Below are 18662 nucleotides of genomic sequence, written 5' to 3'. Positions count from 1 at the left end.
GGGTATATCGGGGGTCTTAAGTCCCTGAGCCACTAGGGCCGAGTGATACACCCATGGGTGTCGGGTGGAACCGGGGCACTCATAGCCCCACAGGAAGGTCCTCGGCGGCGGCGAACGCCTCGATCGCCTTGGCCGGACCCCGCTCGTCGATCATCTCGATGAGATCGGCGAGGTCGTCGCGGCGGTCGCGCGCGACCAACCAGGCCATCAGGCGCTGGCCGCGCGGGACGGTGGTCTCCTCGAACGGGACGCCGGCGTCGTACCAGAGCTCGAGGACGACGCCGCGCAGCAGCGACCAGTAGCGGTCGGGGTCCTCGGTGGTGGGGTTGACCGCCGCCCGGAAGTGCTCCCACATGTCGATCGGGAGGATCTCGGCACGCAGCGTCCGCATCAGCCTCTCCGATCCGGCTGCGGCCACGAGCTCGACGGTCTGCCGCTTCGTGGTGATCCGCTCGACGAGGTTGGCGATCTGGGCACGCTTCTGGGTGGCGGAGGAGAGGTCGGAGCGGACCCGCCAGTCGTAGACGACATCGGTGAGGACGTCGAAGGCCCGGGCGGCCAGGAACGCCTGCGTCAGGGCAACCTGGTCCTGGTAGCGGGTGCGCTCGGGGAAGGTGATGTCGTTGTCGGTCCAGAAGGAGCGCCGGAAGATCTTGTTCCACACGAACACGTCCGCGAGCATCAGCGGCGCGTCCTCGATCTGGCATCTGAGGCGCGTGCGGGTGTGGTTGCGGCGCATCAGCGGGGTGACGTACCTCCGCTCCTCGCCGTTCACGACCGTGAGGCGCTCGGCGGAGCCGACCGCGAAGTCGGAGCCCGTACGCCGCAGCGTCTTGATCATCGAGCTCCACGCGTCGCGCGGCAGGATGTCATCGGGGTCGACGAAGGTGAGCAGGTCACCGGTGGCGGCCTCGATCCCGGTGTGACGGGCTCTCGAGACTCCGGAGTTGGGCTGGGTGATCAGCGTGACCCGATGGTCCTGGGCGGCGATGTCCTTGACGATCTCGGTCGAGCCGTCGGTCGAGCCGTCGTCGACGACGATCACCTCGATGGCACAGACCTCACGCAGCGGCTGACGAAGGATGCTGTCGAGGCTCGCGGCGACGTAGCCGGCCACGTTGTAGACGGGCACGACGACGCTGAGCAGTCTCGGCTTCCTCCTCCTGAATCCCCCCACGCCCATCAACTCTAATTGGGTCTGCATCAACGCGACCTAGTGATGGTGAGCGTGTCGACCTCGGACCCGTCGGTGGCGATGACTTCGAGGTCCAGCTTCGCCTGCCCGTGGGCGTCGCGCGGGTGCGCATCGAAGAACGCGACCGAGTGGGTCGCGTCGCCGACGGCGCGGTAGGTGGTCGGCTCAGGGATCTTCAGGCCGAACTTGTCGGTGTAGTAGGAGAGCACCGGCAGGACGTCGGGGTAGGTCGAGCCACCACCGCCGCCGGCGGTGATGTAGACGGTCCCCTCGTTGGTGCTGACCCTGGAGCCGCGCGGCGCCTCCTGGACGGGCTTGCCGCCGCGCATCAGGTGGGTGCGCTCGTAGCAGTGGTTGTGACCGTTGATCACCACGTCGACCTGGTAGCGGTCGAAGAGCGCCTCCCAGCGGTCGCGGATGCCGCCGTCGGAGGCGTGCGCGATGTTGGTGCAGTAGGCGCACTGGTGGAAGCCGACCAGGATGAAGTCGATGTCGTCACGGCCCCGGAAGTCGGCCAGCCGCTGCTCGAGCCAGGTGTCCAGGGTCTGGCCGAGGTAGCCCGCGTTCCGGGTGTACTCGTAGGTCGCGTCGTTGCCGTCGAGGGCGATGAAGGCCACGTTGCCGCGGACGAAGGAGTAGGTCTCCTCTCCGCCACCGGCACCGTTGCCGGGGTGGCGGAAGCGGGCGCGGTAGCCGTCGTAGCCGAGCTCGCCGTTGCCGTTCTCCATCTCGTGGTTGCCGACGACCGTCATCCACGGGATCGCGTTGGCGCTGGGCTGGATCTGGGTCAGGAACTCGTCCCAGACCCCGAAGTCCTGCTGCAGCTCGCCGCTCTTGCCCTGGCCGCCGGTATCAGCGTAGGCGATGTCGCCGACGACGAACGCGAACTCGGCGCCCTGCTGGCGGATGAGGTTCACGTTGCGGGCGGCGTCCTCGGCCACACCCATGTCACCGAAGGCGGCGAAGCGGAAGCTCTCCCTGCCCTTCGGGGCGGTGGTGAACGAGCCCCTGGTCGGCGTACCTCCGTCGTGGCTGAGCCGGTAGTAGTAGCGCGTCCCCGGCTTCAGGTCGCTGAGGTCGACGTGGTGGTAGACGCTGTCGACGCGGATCGAGGAGAGCGACTCCGGCCGGAGCGTGAGGCCGTAGTCGGGCGTGATGCCGAGATCGAGTCGCGGCGCCTGCACCGAACCGGCGGTCGACCAGGAGACGTTCATCTGCCTGACCGGGTTGGCACCGTAGGACAGGTGTACGCCGGTGGCCGGTGCGGCCGACCTGGCCGCCTGGGTCCACAGCATCGGGCCGGCGACGACACCGGCGCCACCGATCAGGCCGGTCTTGAGCAGGGTGCGCCGGGACGGGCCGATGCGAGCGGGGCCGGAGTGGGGGCTGACGGTCACGGGAGGATCAACGCATAGGTAGACGAGACGTTAGGCCGCCTGCGGTGTCTCCAGGGTGAACGAGTGGTGAGAAGTTAGGCGCTCGCAGCGTAGGTTGCCGCCATTTGCGCGCCGAAGGCTGCGTTGTCACGTACCAACGCGATGTTCGTCGCCAGCGAGTCTCCGCCGGTCAGCTCGACGATCCGGGCCAGCAGGAAGGGGGTGATGTCCTTGCCGTGGATGTCACGCGCCTCGGCGTCGGCGAGTGCCTGGTCGATGTGCTTCCCGATCACCTCGGCGGGGATCTCGTCGGCGACGGGGACCGGGTTGGCGACGACCAGGCCGCTGGGGAGACCCAGGTCCCAGGTGGCCTTCATGACGTTCGCCGCCTCATCGGGACCGTCGATGCGCAGGGGCGCCGCGAAGCCGGAGCTGCGGGAGTAGAAGGCCGGGAACTCGTCGCTGCCGTTGACCAGGACGGGCACCCCGTAGGTCTCCAGCGTCTCGAGGGTGAGCCCGATGTCGAGGATCGACTTCACGCCGGCGCTCACCACCGCGACCTGGGTGCGGGCGAGCTCGGTCAGGTCGGCGGAGATGTCGAAGGACGTCGACGCCCCCCGGTGTACGCCACCGAGCCCACCGGTCACGAACGTCCTGATCCCGACCATGGCCGCCAGGCGCATGGTGGCCGCGACCGTGGTCGCACCGTGCAGACCGCGGGCCACGACGTAGGGAAGGTCGCGGACGCTGACCTTGGTCACGTCGGGGTCGGAGGCGAGCAGCTCGAGGTCGTCGTGGGACAGGCCGGCGCGAGGGATGCCGTCGAGCAGCGCGATCGTCGCCGGCACGGCTCCGTTGTCACGCACGATCTGCTCGACCTCGGTGGCCATCTTGACGTTGTCGGGATAGGGCATGCCATGGCTGATGATCGTCGACTCCAGCGCGACGACCGGGCGGCCCTCGGCGAGCGCGACCCCGACCTCCTCGGTGAGCCGGACCTTCACGCCAGCTCCTCAGGGATTGCGCGGACAGGGTCGCCTGCTGCGCGCCCGCCCGCGCAATCCCTGACGAGGCTCTCGTTGAGGTCCATCCGGACGGTGTCGTGGGTGCCGCAGGTGAGCGCGGCCGCGGCGTGCCCGAACCGTGCCGCCTCGACCAGGTCGACGTCACGGAGCAGCTCGTGGGTGAACGCGGCCAGCATCGCGTCGCCCGCGCCGGTCACGTCGACGACGTCGGTCGGCACCGCGGAGAGCTCCTGGTAGACGTCGTTGTAGCTGATCACCGAACCCCGGGCGCCGAGACGCACCCAGACGACGCCGACACCCCGGTCGTGCAGGGCATGGACGGCCTTCTCGATCTCCGCGTCGGTGCCGGCGGGCAGATCGGTCAGCGCGGCCAGCTCCGCCTGGTTGGGCGTGACCAGGTAGAGCTCGCGGTCGGCGCGGATCAGGTCGCGCGCCCGTCTCGCCTTCGAGACCGAGACCGGGTCGAAGCCGACGGGCACGTCGAACTCGTGGGCGAGGTCGATCGCCACCTCGGCCGTGCGGACCGGGATGTTGCCTTCGACGAGCACCCCGCGAGCATTCTTGATCAGGTCGCGGGCCGCCTCCACGACCAGCGGGGAGAACTCGTCGGTCGCGGCCATGTCGGCCACGGCGACCACCAGCTCACCGGAGGAGTCGAGCACGGCGTTGTAGGTGCCGGTGCGTACGTCTGCCCGGCGGCGGACGTAGGTGCAGTCGACGCCGACGTCCTCGGTGTAGCTGATCACCTCGTCACCGATCGGGTCGTCACCGACGACGGAGACCAGCGCCACCGCGTCGCCCAGCCGGGCGAGGTTCTCGGCCACATTTCGGCCCACGCCACCAGGCGAGAGGCCGGCGGACCCGGACATGCTCGAACCCATCACCACCTGCTCGTGCGCACGAGCGTGGAGATCCATGTTTGAGCCGCCGATCACGACGATGTCTGGCGGTGGGTGTGGACTCATCACCTGAATCGTAGGTGGGGTCCTCGGATCGCGCCCCCTCATAAAGTATGAACATGGCGCGGCTCGGACGTGTCCCTGCTCTCATGCGCGGTTCGTCACGTACCGCCGGACAGCGACGCGCCGCGGATGCTAGATTCCGCCGGTCCGGCGCGAATACGCCTCATGGGGTATCTGCTCAGGGTCGCCCGGCCACACCCCCACCTCGGCAGCGCCGTCGCCGGCGCTGACTCGTCTCGAAGGCAGCACACATGTCTCCACATCGGCGCAGGATCGCGCTGATCTCCGCCTCGACGGCAGCCGCCGTGCTGAGTGCGGCTCTCACGTTCACCCCGGCACCGGCAACGGCCGAGACCTCCGCCGACGAACCCAGCCCCATCGTCCCGACGCTCGAGTACGCCACCAGCGGCACCGTCCACAACTCCGTCTCGGGTTCGACCACCTTCGACCCGTGGGACGACCGGACCTGGGTCGGCTTCTGCGACTCGGCCGAGGTCGACCCCGAGGAGGACTACGGCACGGTGATCATCGACGCCTGCGGCGAGACTCCCTCGAGCCAGCGCATGGTCTGGGACTTCGACCAGAGCGTGCTGGCGGAGCTCGCCCCGGAGGACATCGAGTCAGCCACGTTCCAGGTCCGGGCCGACCTCGCCTGGGTGGACAAGGAGACCTGCCGACCGGGTGCGCTCGAGCTCTACCGGGACGCGGACTGGTCCCAGAGCCCCATGGGCGTCGAGACGTACGCCGCCAGCGGTTGCGAGGGCACTCGGGCGTGGAACGGCTACTTCGGGTTCGACGCCACCGACCTCGCCAAGCAGGCCGCGTCCGGCGACGGTTCCCTGACCATCGGTCTCAAGGCGGCGGACGAGACCTGCATGTCCTGCGGCTGGAACCAGGTCAAGAGCGGCACCCTGCGGATCGTCTTCAACCGCGCCCCCGAGACCCCGGCCGACCTCCAGGTCGGCACGTTCTACCCGGGCACCGAGCCGTGCACCTCGACACCGCAGTGGCTGAACAGTGACATCTACGCCAGTGCGTACGTCGCCGACCCGGACACCCCGCACCACGCCAACTCCGAGAAGGTGACCGCCACCTTCCAGGTCTTCCCGACCGGCCAGTCGCCGGAGAGCACGCCGCTCTTCGAGCTCACCGCCACCGAGCAGTACGCCGACGCCCGGATCGCCGTCAGGATCCCGCCCGACCTGCTCGCGGACGGTGCCCTGTACGACCTCTGGGTCACGTCTCGGGACGGCTACGGCGAGGTGAGCGGACCCGCGCACTGCACCTTCGGCGTGGATCGCACCGACCCGGAACCCCCGACGATCACCCCGGTCGTCGGTGGCGAGGCCGTCTACGTCGCGGGCGAACCCCGCGGGGGCGCCGGGATCCCCGGCTACTTCTGGATCAGCGGGGGCGGCTCCGACGTCGAGGCCTACCGGATCTCCGGAGGTTCGAGCGCATCGTGCGGCACCGGGACCTCGTCCCCCGCGACCGCGGCGACCGGCTTCTCCTACACGCCCGACTCACGTGCGGTGTACCTCGAGGGACGGGTCGTCGCCTGCGCGGTCGACAAGGCCGGGAACTGGAGCCAGACCTCGACCTACGTCTTCGATGTGGCGAGCAGCGACAGCGTCGTGGCGACCCCGCCGGCGATCACGGTGAGCGGTGGCTCCTCCTACAGCTACGGCAGCAGCTACACCTCCGCCATCACGCTCAGCACGGACGCGGCCACCCCGTACGGCGCGGTCACCGTCAGCGTGGGTTCCACCGTCCTCGGGGCCGCGACGTTCGACGCTCGCACTAAGTCGGTGACGATCCCGGCGAAGAAGCTCGCCGTCGGCTCGCACACGCTCACCTACACCTACCAGGCCTTCCCCGGCGCGCCGAAGTGGTCGACCACCAAGGTCGTCAAGGTCGTCGGCACGTTCGTCGCGCCGACGCCGACGATCAGCGGCACCGCCAAGGTCGGCAAGACCCTGACCGCGTCGCGGGGCACGTGGACGCCGACGCCGAGCACGGTGACGTACGTCTGGAAGGCGGGCACCACGACGATCAAGTCGAGCAGCTCGAACCAGCTGGTCGTCCCGGCCTCGGCGAAGGGGAAGCAGATCACGGTGAGCGTGGTCGGGGCCCGCTCGGGCTACACGACGAAGACGGTGACCAGCGCGAAGACCGCCACGGTCGCGGCGGGCACGTTCACCGCTCCGCGCCCCTACCTCAAGGGCACCGTCGAGTACGGCCACACCGTGACCGCTGTGCGGGGCACCTGGTCGCCGTCCCCGTCGTCGGTGACGTACGTCTGGAAGATCAACGGGACGGTCGTGAAGCGGGGGACGTCGGCCTCGCTGTTCCTCAGCAGGGCCTGGAACGGCAAGCAGGTCACCGTGACCGTGATCGGCTCACGGGCGGGGTACACGTCCAAGACCGTCACGTCGTACCCGAAGGCGATCTGATCCGACGTGGTGGTGCTGGGAGCGTCTCGGCGGCGCTCCCAGCACGACCAGGGCTTCAGCCGAGGAGCTCGCGGCCGATCTCGTCGACCGAGCGGCAGCCCACCAGGCCGAGGGAGAGGTCGAGCTCGGCGAGCATGTGCTCCACGACGGCCTGGACACCGGCAGCGCCGGCGAGGGCCAGGCCGTAGACGTAGGGACGGCCGAGGAGGACCGCGTCGGCACCCAGGGCGAGCGCCTTGAGGACGTCGGCGCCGGAGCGGATGCCGGAGTCGAAGAGCACCGGGATGCGGCCGTCGACCTCGTCGACGATGCTCGGCAGCGCGTCGATCGAGGCGATGGCGCCGTCGACCTGGCGGCCGCCGTGGTTGGAGACGATGATCCCGTCGACGCCGTGCTCGAGCGCGCGGCGGGCGTCATCGGCCGCCTGGAGCCCCTTCAGCACGATCGGCAGGTCGGTCATCTCGCGGAGCCGGTCCAGGTCGTCCCAGATCAAGTCGGAGCGGGAGAAGACGTCGAGGAAGGTCTCGACCGCGGCACGGGCATGACCGGAGCGAAGGTTGTCGACGAGCTTGCCCGGGTGGTGCTGGGCCATCGAGGCCACGGCGGTGAGCGCCGAGGGGATCTCCCGAAACCCGGGTCGCACGCTCGTCCCGGGCCCGGTCGCCAGCCGCTCCTCGACGAGGGCGCGGAAGGCCGGGTCGGAGGTGTACTGCGCGATCCCGAGGCCCCTCGCGAAGGGCAGGTAGCCCAGATCGAGATCACGCGTACGCCACCCCAGCATGTGCGTGTCGAGCGTGACGACGAGCGCGTGGGAGCCGATGGCCTCGGCGCGGCGTACGAAGGACTCCACGATCGACTCGTCCTTGGACCAGTAGAGCTGGTAGAGCCGCGGGGTGTCGCCGAGTTCCTCGGCGACCTCCTCCATCGGGACGGACGCCTGGGTGGAGATCACCATCGGGATGCCCGTCGCGCGGGCCGCCGCGGCCACCTCGTGCTCGGCGCGCGGATGGGCGAGCTCCAGCACCCCGACCGGGGCGAGCATCAGCGGCGCCGGCATGTCCACGCCGAACAGCGTGGTGCGCAGGTCGCGGTTCTCCACGTTGGCGAGCATGCGGGGCACCAGCCGGAAGTGGTCGAAGGCCGAGGTGTTGGCGGCGACGGTGCGCTGCTGCCCGGCTCCGCCGTCGACGTAGGCCCAGGCCTCCTTGCTCATGGCCCGGCGGGCGGCGTCGGCCAGCACCGAGGGCTCGGTCGGCACCACGGGACGGTGGCCGAACAGGCCCTTGCGGAAGATCGCGGACTGGAGGTCTCTGCCGATGCTCACGCCGCGTAGGCTACTCGCGGCGGGCATTTTCCCGCCATGGCGGGAATTTGCCCGGCCGCTTAGCGAGCAGCCGGGTCCGCGACGATCTGAGCGGGCGGCTCGGCCCCGGAGAGCGCCACGATGAGCCGGTAGCACCGCTCGGTCATCTGGCTCGGCGTCACCTCGGGATGGTCGAGCCACCAGGTGACCAGCGTGTCGACGACGTTCATCCAGACGGCGGTCATCGCGGAGACGTCGAGCGGGTCGTCGTCACCGACGAGCGCCATCAGCTCGCCGACGCCCTCCATCGCGAGCCGGGTGATCCGGTCGGTGTAGAACGCCCGAGCAGCCGCGACGTCGCCCGACTCCGGGGCGGTGCGGTCGAAGAAGAGCCGCCACAGCCACGGCTGGGGCTCGAGGATGCGGAAGATCCCGTCGAGGGTGCGCAGACCGCGCTCGAGGCCGACCGAGTCGTCGGCGGCCACGCGCTCCATATCGCTGGCGAGCAGCTCCGCCCCGTGGGTGAGGCAAGCCGAGAAGAGACCCTCCTTGGAGCCGAAGTACTGGTAGACCAACGGCTTCGAGATGCCGGCGTCGGCCGCGATCCCCGCCACCGACGCCTTGGCGAACCCCACGGTGCCGAAGACCTCACAGGCGGCTCGCACGATCTGCAGCTCGCGGTCGGCGCGTGGGACGCCCTTGGTTCCAGCGTTGGCCCGTGACATGTCCTGGAGTCTAGCGGCGGCATATGACCTTGAGGTAACTTACTCAAAGGTCATATCCCTGGGAGGTCCCCCATGAACGACATGCTCGACCCGCTCAAGAACCCGTTGACGTACGCCATCCCGTTCTTCGCGCTCTCGATCCTCATCGAGCTGGCAGCACTGAAATGGCTCGACCACGACGACAACCTGGCCGGTTACGTCTTCAAGGACGCCCGCACCTCGATCCTGATGGGCGCAGGGTCGATCGTGTCGATGACCGTCTTCAAGGTGCTGACCTTCGCGGTCTACGCGGCGATCTTCGCCTACGCGTCGCTGTGGCAGATCCCGGAGACGTGGTGGGGCCTGGCGATCTCGATCGTGGTCGTCGACCTCGCCTACTACTGGAACCACCGCTTCGTGCACCGGACGCGCGTCGGCTGGGCGGCGCACCAGGCTCACCACTCGAGCGAGTACATGACGTTCGCGACCGCGCTGCGGCAGAAGTGGAACCCGTGGTTCGAGTTCTTCTTCTTCCTGCCGCTGCCGTTCCTGGGCATCTCACCGGCGGCGATCTACATCGCCTTCTCGATCAACCTGATCTACCAGTTCTTCGTGCACACCGAGACGATCGGCCGACTCTGGCGGCCGCTGGAGCTCGTGCTCAACACCCCGTCGCACCACCGCGTCCACCACGGCTCCGACCCGGAATACCTGGACAAGAACTACGCCGGCATCCTGATCATCTGGGACCGCCTCTTCGGCACCTTCCAGCCGGAGGTCCAGCGCCCGACGTACGGCCTGACCTACAAGGTCGACACCTACAACCTTCTCCGCCTGGAGTACGGCGCGTTCCGCGAGCTCTGGAACGACGTACGCAGCGCCGACGGCTGGCGGCTCAAGCTGAGCTATGTGTTCCGGCCGCCGGGGTGGACGCCGGAGCGCGAATGTTCGTCTAGGTATGCAGATCAGTCTTCACATCCCTAGTGGAGCTCCGCTAGGGATGTGACGGTTCGGCTACATACCTAGACGAACATCCAGGCCGTCAGGCCGACCGCCGTCGCCCCAGAATCATCACGATGATCAGGCCGAGCAGGCCGACGACGACGAGCACGACGCCCGGGGCGGCGACCTCGACGAGCTTCGCGCCCTCGGGGGACGCCGGCTCGCTGAAGCTCACCTGCTGAGGCTCGGGGGCGATCACCTCCGGGAACTCCTGGGCGATCTCCGCCTGGAGCTTGTCGGTGTATTCCTCGACGCGCGGGGCGCTGCCGGCGGCGAGGATCGTGTCGCCCTTCTGCTGCACGAAGAAGTAGTAGTCCTCGTTGGCGGTCAGCGACTTCCGCTGGCACGGGCCGGTGTTGAGGGTGACCTGCAGGCTGCTGCCGCTGATGACGCCCTTGAGTGCCTTGACGACCATCACGGGGTAGACGACCGGGCCGCCTTTTCGGGTGGCCTTGCCGGGACCGGTCACCCGTGCGTGGAAGACGAGCGGCTCCTTGACCGCGTCGCTGAGCTTGAACTCGGGGCACTTCGCGGGAGCCGTCACCGGGGCCGCGGAGGCGGAGGCTGGGCTCGTCGTGACCACCGCTGTCACCGCAAGAGCGAGGGCAGCGAGAGACCGCGCGAGTCGGGCGTGCCGTCGCGAGCGTCGTCCCAGTGCGTACACGGCAAGGCGGAGGAGGGAGGCGGCCCAGGCCTGAACGAAGTGGCCTTGGCCGTCGACCGACGACAACGCCGCCGGGTGCGTGCTGGGGCGACGCGCAGCAGGCATCGCCCGGCTCGCGCGGTCTCTGGGCTGGGGGACGCGGCGCATGGCGAAGATCAAACCAGTCACAGGCCGAAGACTCCAGCCAGGACCCGCGCGACACCGTCATCTTCGTGCCCGGGCGCGAGATGTGACGCGCACTCGACCACGCTCGGATGGGCGTCCGCCATCGCGTACGACGTCCCTGCCCAGGTCAGCATCGGCAGGTCGTTGGGCATGTCGCCGAAGGCGATCACGTCGGTCGCGGAGATGCCGAGCTCGGTGCAGACCAGCTCCAGCGTCGAGGCCTTGGTGACCCCGGGAGCGCTGATCTCGAGCAGCGGGAACGAGGAGTGGGTGACGTTGACCCGGTCACCGACGGCGGCCACCGCGGCCGCGAGCAGCTCGTCGGCGTCATCGTCGTCGTGGCGCCGGGCCAGCAGCTTGATCAGCGGCTCGTCGGCGAGCTCCTCGATCGCTGCGACCCGCCTCGCGGGCCGGAGGGCGTCGGAGGTGTGGGTCACGAAAGCCGGCTCGCACGACCAGCCCTCGAGCGACTCGGTCGCGAAGACGAGACCGGGTAGCTCGGCCGCCAGCGTCACCGCCACCTCGGCGGTCAGGGCGGGCTCGATCAGACGGGTGAGCCGCGGCTGATCGATGGCGACGTCCCAGACCAGCGCGCCGTTGGACACGATCGCGAGGCCGACGCTGCCGATGTGCTCGAAGAGCTCACGGGTCCAGCGCAACGGCCGGCCCGTCACGAAGATGACCGGCACGCCGATCTCCTCGAGCTTCACGAGCACGTCACGGGTGAAGTCCGAGACCGAGCCGTCCGCTCTGACCAGAGTGCCGTCCAGGTCGGTGGCAACGAGCTTCGGCGTACTCATTCCTTCATTCTGCCACCGGGCATCGGCCGGGCCATCACCAGATGCCCGTCCTCGTCGGCGCCACGGAGCTCGGTGAACCCGCACTTGGCGAGCACACGGAGGCTGGCCGCGTTGGTGGGTTCGACAGAGGCCCGGATGCGTACGCCCTCCTCGTCGGCGCCTGCGAGCAGACCCTTGAGCGCCTCGGTCGCGAAACCCCAGCCGCGTGCTTCCTCGACCAGGCCGTAGCCGACCTCGGTCTCCGGGGTGCCGTCGGACGCGGCATCGGGCGGTCCGAAGAAGCCGATCGAGCCGAGAACGGTCCCGTTGCGCATGATGTAGCGGGAGCTCCACGGGTCGCCCTCGACCCACATCGTCGCCGCGTCGCGATCGTCCACGCGCGGGAACTGCGGGTGCCAGGCCTGCGGGCGGCCGAGATCGCCGTTCGTGGCTCGGATGGCGTCGACGTCGGCGCGGGTCCACAACGGCAGCGTCAGCCGCTCGGTGAGGATGGTGGTGGGAAGAGTCACGAGCGCCAAGACTCTCAGAACTGCAATCTCAGAACCAGCGGGAGAGTTCCAGCGCCGCACCGTCGTCGGCGACGTGGGCGGTGACGGCGTCGGCGATCTCCTGGACGACGTCGGGAGCGTTGCCCATGGCCACTCCTCGGCCGGCCCACTCGAGCATCTCGACGTCGTTGCGGCCGTCGCCGATGGCGAGTACGTCGGCGGGTTCGAGGTCGAGCTGGTCGCAGACGTAGGAGAGTCCGGATGCCTTGGAGACGCCGACCGGGGTGAGGTCGAGCCAGGCGGTGTAGCCGACGACGTAGTCGATGCCGTGCAGACCGAGCTCGCGACCGAGGGCGAGGAAGTCCTCCGGGGTCGCGTCGGGGTCGCGGATGATCACGCGGGAGACCGGCTCGGCGACCATCTCCTCGATCGGAGCGATCAGGTGTGCGCCGTCGAGCTCGCCCTCCGGGAACGGCCGGTTGAACCGGTAGCCGAGCCCCCGGTTCTCGACCGCGACCAGGACGTTCGGACGGCGTTCCATGATCTTCTCGACGGCGGCGCGAGCGTCGAAGGTCTCCTCGTGCACCACGTCGACCGGCGGGTAGCGGAGCACCACCGCCCCGTTGGACGCGACGATCCACAACCGCTCCGCGCCCTCGTCGGGAAGCCCGAGCAGGTCGGCGATCCCGGTCATCGAGTGGGCCGAGCGGCCCGAGGAGAGCACCACGTGCGCACCGGCGTCGTACGCCCGGCGGACCGCGTCGCGCACCTTGTCCGAGAGCGCCTCGGAGGTCGTTCCCGTGCCCTCGATCCAGCGCAGCAGCGTGCCGTCGATGTCGAGCGCGACGAGCTTCGGCTGCCAGGCGGCGTCACCGGGCCACGCCGTGGTGCTCTCGGTCGTGCTCACTTCTGGACCGGCTCCAGGACCTCGCGACCGAGCCACTTCTGCAGCGCCTTCGGCACCCGCACCGAGCCGTCGGGCTGCTGGTGAGTCTCCAGGACGGCGACGATCGCGCGGGTGATCGCGGTCAGCGTGCCGTTGAGGGTGGCGACCGGGGTGGTGCCGTTCTCGGTGCGGGCCCGGATGTCGAGGCGACGTGCCTGGAACGTGGTGCAGTTGGACGCCGAGGTGAGCTCGCGGTACTTCCCCTGGGTCGGGATCCACGCCTCGCAGTCGAACTTCCTCAACGCCGAAGGACCGAGGTCGCCCGCGGCGACGTCGATGACCTGGTAGGCGAGCTCGAGCTTGTCCAGGAACGCCTTCTCCCACTCGAGGAGACGCTGGTGCTCGGCGTACGAGTCCTCGACGGTGGTGTAGACGAACATCTCCACCTTCTCGAACTGGTGGACCCGGATGATGCCCTTGGTGTCCTTGCCCGCCGAGCCGGCCTCCTTGCGGAAGCACGACGAGAAGGCGGCGTAGCGGCGCGGGAGCGTGTCGGGGTCGAGGATCTCGTCGGCGTGGTAGGCGGCCATCGGCACCTCGGAGGTGCCGACGAGGTAGAGGTCGTCGTCCTCGATCTTGTAGACGCCGTCGTCGACCTGGTCGAGGAAGCCGGTGCCCTCCATCGCCTCCGGGCGCACCAGCGCCGGCGCGATGACCTGGGTGAACCCGGCCTCGCGGGCCTGCTCCATCGCCAGGTTGATCAGCGCGAACTCCAGCTCGGCGCCGACGCCGGTCAGGAAGTAGAAGCGGCTGCCCGAGACCTTGGCGCCGCGCTCGAGGTCGATCGCGCCGAGCATCTTGCCGAGCTCGACGTGGTCGCGCGGCTCGAAGCCCTCTGCCTCGAAGTCACGCGGCTTACCGACCGTCTCGATCACGACGAAGTCGTCCTCACCGCCGGCCGGAGCGTCGTCGGCGAGGTTGGGGATGGCCTTGAGGGCCTTCTTCCACTCCTCCTCGGCAGCGTTCTGCGCCGCCTCGGCCTCCTTCACCGCGGCCGCGAGGTCCTTCACCTGAGCCAGGAGCTCCTGCTTCTCCTCGCCCTTGGCCTGGGCGACCTTCTTGCCCATCTGCTTCTGCTCGGCCCGCTTGGCCTCGAAGTCCGCGATCGCCGCCCGGCGAGCGCTGTCCGCGGACAGCGCCCGGTCCACCACGTCGGAGGACGCGCCGCGGCGCTCCTGCGAGGCACGTACGCGGTCGGGGTCTTCGCGGAGGATGCGCGGGTCGATCATGCGGCAAGGCTAGTCGACCGGGCCATCAGATCTCACTTCAGTAAGTGAGCGTCACGGAATGCGCACGCGCCGCTCGACCGAGTACGAGCTGTCCCGGCCCGTGCCCCCGTCGCCGTAGTCGCTACCGGTGCCGCCGTAGAGCTTGTCGGCGCCGCCGCTGCCGTAGAGCTTGTCGCCACCGGCGTCTCCGTAGAGCTTGTTGGCAGAACCGTTCCCCTTGAGGACGTCGGCGCGCGTGGTGCCGATGACGTTCTCGACGTAGGTGATCTTGTCGTAGCCGGCGTTGGTTCTCTGCCGGGACGTCGCGGCGAGAGACACCCGGACGCCGACACCGACGTTCCGGTAGCTGATCGTGTCCGACCCGGCTCCACCGCTGACGACGTCGTCGCCGTGGCCGGGCAGCACGGTGTCGTTCCCGTAGCCGGCCGTGATCGTGTTGCGGCCCGAGCTTCCGGCGAGGCGGTCGGAGTACGAGGTGCCGATGATGTTCTCGGCCTGACTGACCGTCTCGTAACCGGAGCTCCCCGTGTTCTGAGCTCGGGTCGTGGCCAGGCTGATCTGGATCGGCCTGTAATAGCCCTTGTAGCTGATCGTGTCCGTGCCGGTCCCGCCGATCACGGTGTCGTTGTCCTTGCCCGGCCAGAAGGTGTCGTTGCCGCTCCCGCCGTCCAGCCGGTCGCTGCCGTTGAGCCCGTTGATGTAGTCGCTACCGCCGCCACCGAGGATCACGTTGCCGCCCAGGTCCCCGACGAGGTTGTCGGCGTACGGACTTCCGGTGAGGTTCTCGACCTCTTCGATCGTCTCGCGGCCGGCGCCGGCACCGTAGTAGGCAGGCTGCCCGAGATAGATGCGTACGCCGCTGGTCAGGTTGGCGTAGCTGACCGTGTCCACCCCCGAGCCGCCGGTGATCAGGTCGGTCCCGGCCCCGGGCGCGAACCAGTCGTTGCCGGCACGCCCGTCGATGATGCTGTTCCCCGAGCCACCGGTGAACCGGTCGGCGTAGTCGGTCCCCGTCAGCTCCTCGATGCCGGCAAGGGCGTCCGTGCCGAGGCCGCCGGTCACCTTCGTCGTCGTCGCGACGATGCCGAAGGTCGCCTCGGCGTACGTCGCCTTGTCCGACCCCGTCCCACCGTCGATGGCGTCGTCACCCGAGCCGCCCGCGATACGGTCCGCGCCGTCGTCACCACGCAAGACGTCGTTGCCCACGTACCCCGACAGGAAGTCGTCACCAGTTCCGCCGTTGACGTGGTCGGCGCCATCGCCGGCAAAGATCAGGTCATCACCCGCGCCACCGTTGAACGTGTCGTCCCCGGTGGCTTCGACGACCGTGTCGAAGTTCTCGATCAGGTCGGCACCGTCACCGCCGTGGACGATGTCGTTGCCTCCGTGAGCCTCGACGTGATCGTCGCCTGAACCTGCGTCGATCGTGTCGGACCCGTCGTCGCCGGTGATCTCGTCGGATCCCGTGCCACCGTTCACCGTGTCCATGCCTTCATCTCCGTGAAGACGGTCGTCGTCGACTCCCCCGTCGATGACGTCGTTGCCGGCATCGCCCCAGGCACTGTCGCGACCGTCCTCACCCGAGAGCATGTCGTCCCCGTCGCCGCCCTCGAGAATGTCGTCGCCGAGCCCTCCACGCAGGTCGTCGACGTCCGCACCGCCGAGGAGGCGGTCACCTCCGCCGCCGCCGTCGATCGTGTCGAGACCACGATCCCCTTGGAGAAGGTCGCCATCGTCGCCACCCGACATCACATCGTTGCCGTCGTCCCCGAACGCCTGGTCGGAGCCACCACCACCGGAGAAGTGGTCGTCGCCGTCATGGCCACGGAACATGTTCGCTCCGGGACCTCCGTAGAAGGCGTCGTTCCCGCCTCCGCCGTAGGCAAAGTCCTGCTGCTCGGCCAGCTTGAAGACGTCGTTACCAGCCTCTCCGAACGCCGCACGGTTGCTGCCCAGGATGGTGTCGTCGCCCTCGCCTCCGAGGACGGTGTTGCCCAGCGCCCCGTAAATCGTGTCATCACCGACACCACCGATGATCTCGGCGGCGCCCTGCCCCAAGACACAGATGGTGTCGTGTCCCCCGAGGGCGTCGACCGCCACACCAGCGGGGACGGCGATCACGTCGTCTCCCTCCGTCGGCGTCTGACCCTCGACGGCGAGGTCGACGGTGATGGGCTTGCCGCCGCACTCGCCTTCCGTCGCAGCAGCCGAGCCGGCGAGGAGGCCACCGACGCCGAGAGCGACGGCGGGGACGGACAAGAGCCCGAGGAGGGCGTACGAGGACACGCGAGAGCGCATGAGAGAGACCTCACAACGACGAAGGACCGAGGAGTGCCGGCGCCGACCCGAATCATGCGCGGAGAGGGAAGAGTAGCGCCGACAACCGGGCGCTGCCTCGGCTTTTTTCCAGGTCGTTCATTCACTGTGTGGAAGCCGTTTCGCGCATACTGACTCACCGTGCTTGACCTTTCGCGCCGTGCCCTGCTGCTCTGGGCGGCTTCGCTGTTCGCTCTGTGCGCCCTGATCGGGATCGCGGCGATCAACGCATGGCCGCCGGTCTCGACGTTCGACGACCTCGGCCGCGACGCCGCGGCGGTGACGGCGGAGCACGGCTGGATGCTCGACTTCTGGCGCATCGTCGAGGTGGTCACCGACTGGTACCTCCCGGTCGGGGTGGCCCTCCTGGTCGCTGCCGGCCTGTTCCGCAAGTACTTGCGCGCAGCGGTCTACGTGTTCGGGGTCGTGGTGGTCACCCTCGTCGTACGCCGCGGGGTGGTGCACCTCGTGGACCGGGACCGGCCGGAGTGGCAGCTGCCGGCGTGGCTGCACGAGTCGCCTGCGTACCCCTCCGGTCACGTGACCGGGACAGCGGTCCTTGCGGGCGTGATCGCGGTCGTCGTGACGATGTTCGTGCGCCGCCGCGGCATCCGTCGCCTCGCCTACACCGGCCTCACGCTGCTGGTGGTGCTCGTCGCCGCGGACCGGGTCTTCCTCGGACGCCACTATCCCTCCGACGTGCTCGGCGGGATCGCCTTCGCCGCCGGCGCGGTCTTCCTCGGCATGGCGATCTACACGCCGCTGCCCACCTCGCACGCGCTGGGGCGGCGGCCGCTGGTGGACTCGGTGCGCGGCAACCGGAAGATCGCGGTCGTCCTCAACCCGATCAAGGTCGAGTCGGTCGACCAGTTCAAGACCATGGTCACCACGATGGCCAAGGAGTCCGGCTGGAAGACGCCGACCTGGCACCTGACCACGGTCGATGACCCCGGCCGAGGGATGGCGCGCGCCGCCCAGGAGGAGGGCGCCGACCTGGTGCTCGTGTGCGGCGGGGACGGCACCGTACGCGAGGTCTGCTCCGCCCTGGCCGGCACCGGCATCGCGGTGGGGATCGTCCCCGGCGGCACCGGCAACCTGCTCGCCCGCAACCTGTCGATCCCGCTCTACATCCGCGCCGCGATCGACGTCGCGCTCACCGGGCAGGACCAGGCGATCGACCTGGTCGAGGTCTCCGGCGACAACCTCGAGGACACCAACTTCCTGGTCATGGCCGGGATGGGCTTCGACGCCGCGATCATGAGCGGCGTCAACGAGGACATCAAGAAGAAGATCGGCTGGATGGCGTACGTCCTCTCCGCCTTCAAGAGCCTGATGTTCCCGGCGATGCGGCTGGAGATCTCCGTCGACGGCGGCGAGTTCACCAGGCACCGGGCGCGCACGGTCGTCGTCGGCAACGTCGGCTACCTCCAGGCCAACATGCCGCTGCTGCCGGCGGCCGCGCTCGACGACGGACTCGTCGACGTGGTGCTGCTCTATCCGCAGCGGTTCTGGTCCTGGCTGCCGCTCGCGTTCCGGGTGCTGAGCAAGCGGCCGCGCACCGACAACCTGGTCAACCGGATGACCGGCGCCAGCGTCGTGATCCGGACCAACCACGACCAGCCCCGCCAGCTCGACGGCGACACCATCTCCGAGGGTCGGGAGCTGCGCATGACGTGCCTTCCGGGACGCCTGCTCGTCCGCGTGCCACGCTGAAACGCGGTCCCGATTCGGTCCCGAATCCAACGACACGCAGCCAAGCAGAAAGTCCCGGCAATCAGGGTCCAAAGTCCCGGATCAAGCGTATTTTCAGCGTGTTTGGGATCAATTTTCGTGCGACTCGATGGCGACTCGCGGGCACAGATGTCTTGTTGATCAGTAAATGTTCATAAGGTGTCTGACACGACTCGGCGTGAGCCGAGTCGGCGTCCCCGATCGGGCTCAGCCTGACTCCGGCCGGTGACGTGCAAGACCCACACACTGGTCGGAAATCCCCCGCGACCAGTGTTCGACTCCCGGGCCGTCCCACCCGCAGCC

At 68.9% G+C, this 18662-nt stretch carries 15 protein-coding genes; 3 read left to right on the top strand and 12 right to left on the bottom strand.

The window, feature by feature from the left end:
- Window positions 1-79 precede the first annotated feature (79 nt).
- The 4 genes from ACFVDI_RS00465 to ACFVDI_RS00450 all read right to left on the bottom strand — a co-directional run bounded on the left by ACFVDI_RS00465 (window position 80) and on the right by ACFVDI_RS00450 (window position 4561).
- Complete coding sequence (locus ACFVDI_RS00465; RefSeq protein ID WP_378899438.1) at window positions 80-1183, bottom strand: glycosyltransferase family 2 protein; 1104 nt, start codon at window positions 1181-1183, stop codon at window positions 80-82.
- A gap of 20 nt (window positions 1184-1203) precedes the next feature.
- The gene (locus tag ACFVDI_RS00460; protein WP_378899179.1) at window positions 1204-2592 is read right to left on the bottom strand and encodes a metallophosphoesterase; all 1389 of its coding nucleotides are present in this window, start codon (window positions 2590-2592) and stop codon (window positions 1204-1206) included.
- A gap of 74 nt (window positions 2593-2666) precedes the next feature.
- Complete coding sequence (locus ACFVDI_RS00455) at window positions 2667-3575, bottom strand: pseudouridine-5'-phosphate glycosidase (RefSeq protein WP_378899177.1); 909 nt, start codon at window positions 3573-3575, stop codon at window positions 2667-2669.
- On the bottom strand, window positions 3572-4561 hold the full coding sequence (locus ACFVDI_RS00450) for a carbohydrate kinase family protein (RefSeq protein WP_378899175.1): 990 nt from the start codon (window positions 4559-4561) through the stop codon (window positions 3572-3574). Before ACFVDI_RS00450 ends, ACFVDI_RS00455 begins: the two co-directional genes overlap by 4 nt.
- A gap of 248 nt (window positions 4562-4809) precedes the next feature.
- Here ACFVDI_RS00450 and ACFVDI_RS00445 point away from each other — a divergent pair, with 248 nt between their 5' ends.
- Window positions 4810-7011 (top strand): hypothetical protein, encoded by a 2202-nt coding sequence (locus tag ACFVDI_RS00445; RefSeq protein WP_378899173.1) that lies wholly within the window; start codon window positions 4810-4812, stop codon window positions 7009-7011.
- 55 nt (window positions 7012-7066) lie between these two features.
- On the opposite strand, the gene ACFVDI_RS00440 is transcribed toward ACFVDI_RS00445, so the two are convergent.
- Window positions 7067-8335, bottom strand: a complete 1269-nt coding sequence (locus tag ACFVDI_RS00440) for an alpha-hydroxy-acid oxidizing protein (RefSeq protein ID WP_378899171.1) — start codon at window positions 8333-8335, stop codon at window positions 7067-7069.
- A 59-nt stretch (window positions 8336-8394) separates the two neighbouring features.
- Window positions 8395-9039, bottom strand: coding sequence for a TetR/AcrR family transcriptional regulator (locus ACFVDI_RS00435; RefSeq protein WP_045548258.1), 645 nt, complete (start codon window positions 9037-9039; stop codon window positions 8395-8397).
- A gap of 72 nt (window positions 9040-9111) precedes the next feature.
- On the opposite strand from ACFVDI_RS00435, the gene ACFVDI_RS00430 reads away from it, so the two are divergent.
- The gene (locus ACFVDI_RS00430) at window positions 9112-10002 is read left to right on the top strand and encodes a sterol desaturase family protein (protein WP_328527909.1); all 891 of its coding nucleotides are present in this window, start codon (window positions 9112-9114) and stop codon (window positions 10000-10002) included.
- Between the two features lie 58 nt (window positions 10003-10060).
- Here ACFVDI_RS00430 and ACFVDI_RS00425 read toward each other — a convergent pair whose 3' ends face one another.
- The 6 genes from ACFVDI_RS00425 to ACFVDI_RS00400 form a co-directional block, all read right to left on the bottom strand.
- Window positions 10061-10603, bottom strand: coding sequence for a hypothetical protein (locus tag ACFVDI_RS00425; protein ID WP_378899168.1), 543 nt, complete (start codon window positions 10601-10603; stop codon window positions 10061-10063).
- A gap of 245 nt (window positions 10604-10848) precedes the next feature.
- Window positions 10849-11649 carry an HAD family hydrolase gene (locus tag ACFVDI_RS00420; protein WP_378899166.1) on the bottom strand — a complete coding sequence of 267 codons (801 nt, stop codon included), beginning with the start codon at window positions 11647-11649 and terminating at the stop codon, window positions 10849-10851.
- Entirely contained in the window at window positions 11646-12158 is a 513-nt protein-coding gene (locus tag ACFVDI_RS00415; protein WP_378899164.1) for a GNAT family N-acetyltransferase, read from the bottom strand. The genes ACFVDI_RS00420 and ACFVDI_RS00415 overlap by 4 nt, the downstream gene beginning before the upstream one ends.
- A 28-nt stretch (window positions 12159-12186) precedes the next feature.
- On the bottom strand, window positions 12187-13044 hold the full coding sequence (locus ACFVDI_RS00410) for an HAD family hydrolase (RefSeq protein WP_378899162.1): 858 nt from the start codon (window positions 13042-13044) through the stop codon (window positions 12187-12189).
- Window positions 13041-14312, bottom strand: coding sequence for a serine--tRNA ligase (gene serS / locus ACFVDI_RS00405; RefSeq protein WP_378899160.1), 1272 nt, complete (start codon window positions 14310-14312; stop codon window positions 13041-13043). The genes ACFVDI_RS00410 and serS overlap by 4 nt, the downstream gene beginning before the upstream one ends.
- Before the next feature lie 51 nt (window positions 14313-14363).
- Window positions 14364-16610, bottom strand: a complete 2247-nt coding sequence (locus tag ACFVDI_RS00400) for a calcium-binding protein (protein WP_378899158.1) — start codon at window positions 16608-16610, stop codon at window positions 14364-14366.
- Window positions 16611-16769: 159 nt separating this feature from the next.
- Here ACFVDI_RS00400 and ACFVDI_RS00395 point away from each other — a divergent pair, with 159 nt between their 5' ends.
- Complete coding sequence (locus ACFVDI_RS00395) at window positions 16770-18341, top strand: diacylglycerol kinase family protein (protein WP_378899156.1); 1572 nt, start codon at window positions 16770-16772, stop codon at window positions 18339-18341.
- The last annotated feature ends 321 nt before the right edge of the window (window positions 18342-18662 follow it).

It is taken from the genome of Nocardioides sp. NPDC057767 (assembly GCF_042798275.1).
Taxonomy (GTDB): domain Bacteria; phylum Actinomycetota; class Actinomycetes; order Propionibacteriales; family Nocardioidaceae; genus Nocardioides.
The sequence above is the reverse complement of the archived record's forward strand: the minus strand, read 5'-3'. Positions and strand labels throughout refer to the sequence as shown.

Coding starts and splice junctions, on each gene's coding strand:
- ACFVDI_RS00465 (WP_378899438.1), bottom strand. CDS start 1,183: ATGGGCGTGGGGGGATTCAGGAGGAGGAAGCCGAGACTGCTCAGCGTC.
- ACFVDI_RS00450 (WP_378899175.1), bottom strand. CDS start 4,561: ATGAGTCCACACCCACCGCCAGACATCGTCGTGATCGGCGGCTCAAAC.
- ACFVDI_RS00445 (WP_378899173.1), top strand. CDS start 4,810: ATGTCTCCACATCGGCGCAGGATCGCGCTGATCTCCGCCTCGACGGCA.
- ACFVDI_RS00435 (WP_045548258.1), bottom strand. CDS start 9,039: ATGTCACGGGCCAACGCTGGAACCAAGGGCGTCCCACGCGCCGACCGC.
- ACFVDI_RS00430 (WP_328527909.1), top strand. CDS start 9,112: ATGAACGACATGCTCGACCCGCTCAAGAACCCGTTGACGTACGCCATC.
- ACFVDI_RS00420 (WP_378899166.1), bottom strand. CDS start 11,649: ATGAGTACGCCGAAGCTCGTTGCCACCGACCTGGACGGCACTCTGGTC.
- serS (WP_378899160.1), bottom strand. CDS start 14,312: ATGATCGACCCGCGCATCCTCCGCGAAGACCCCGACCGCGTACGTGCC.
- ACFVDI_RS00400 (WP_378899158.1), bottom strand. CDS start 16,610: ATGCGCTCTCGCGTGTCCTCGTACGCCCTCCTCGGGCTCTTGTCCGTC.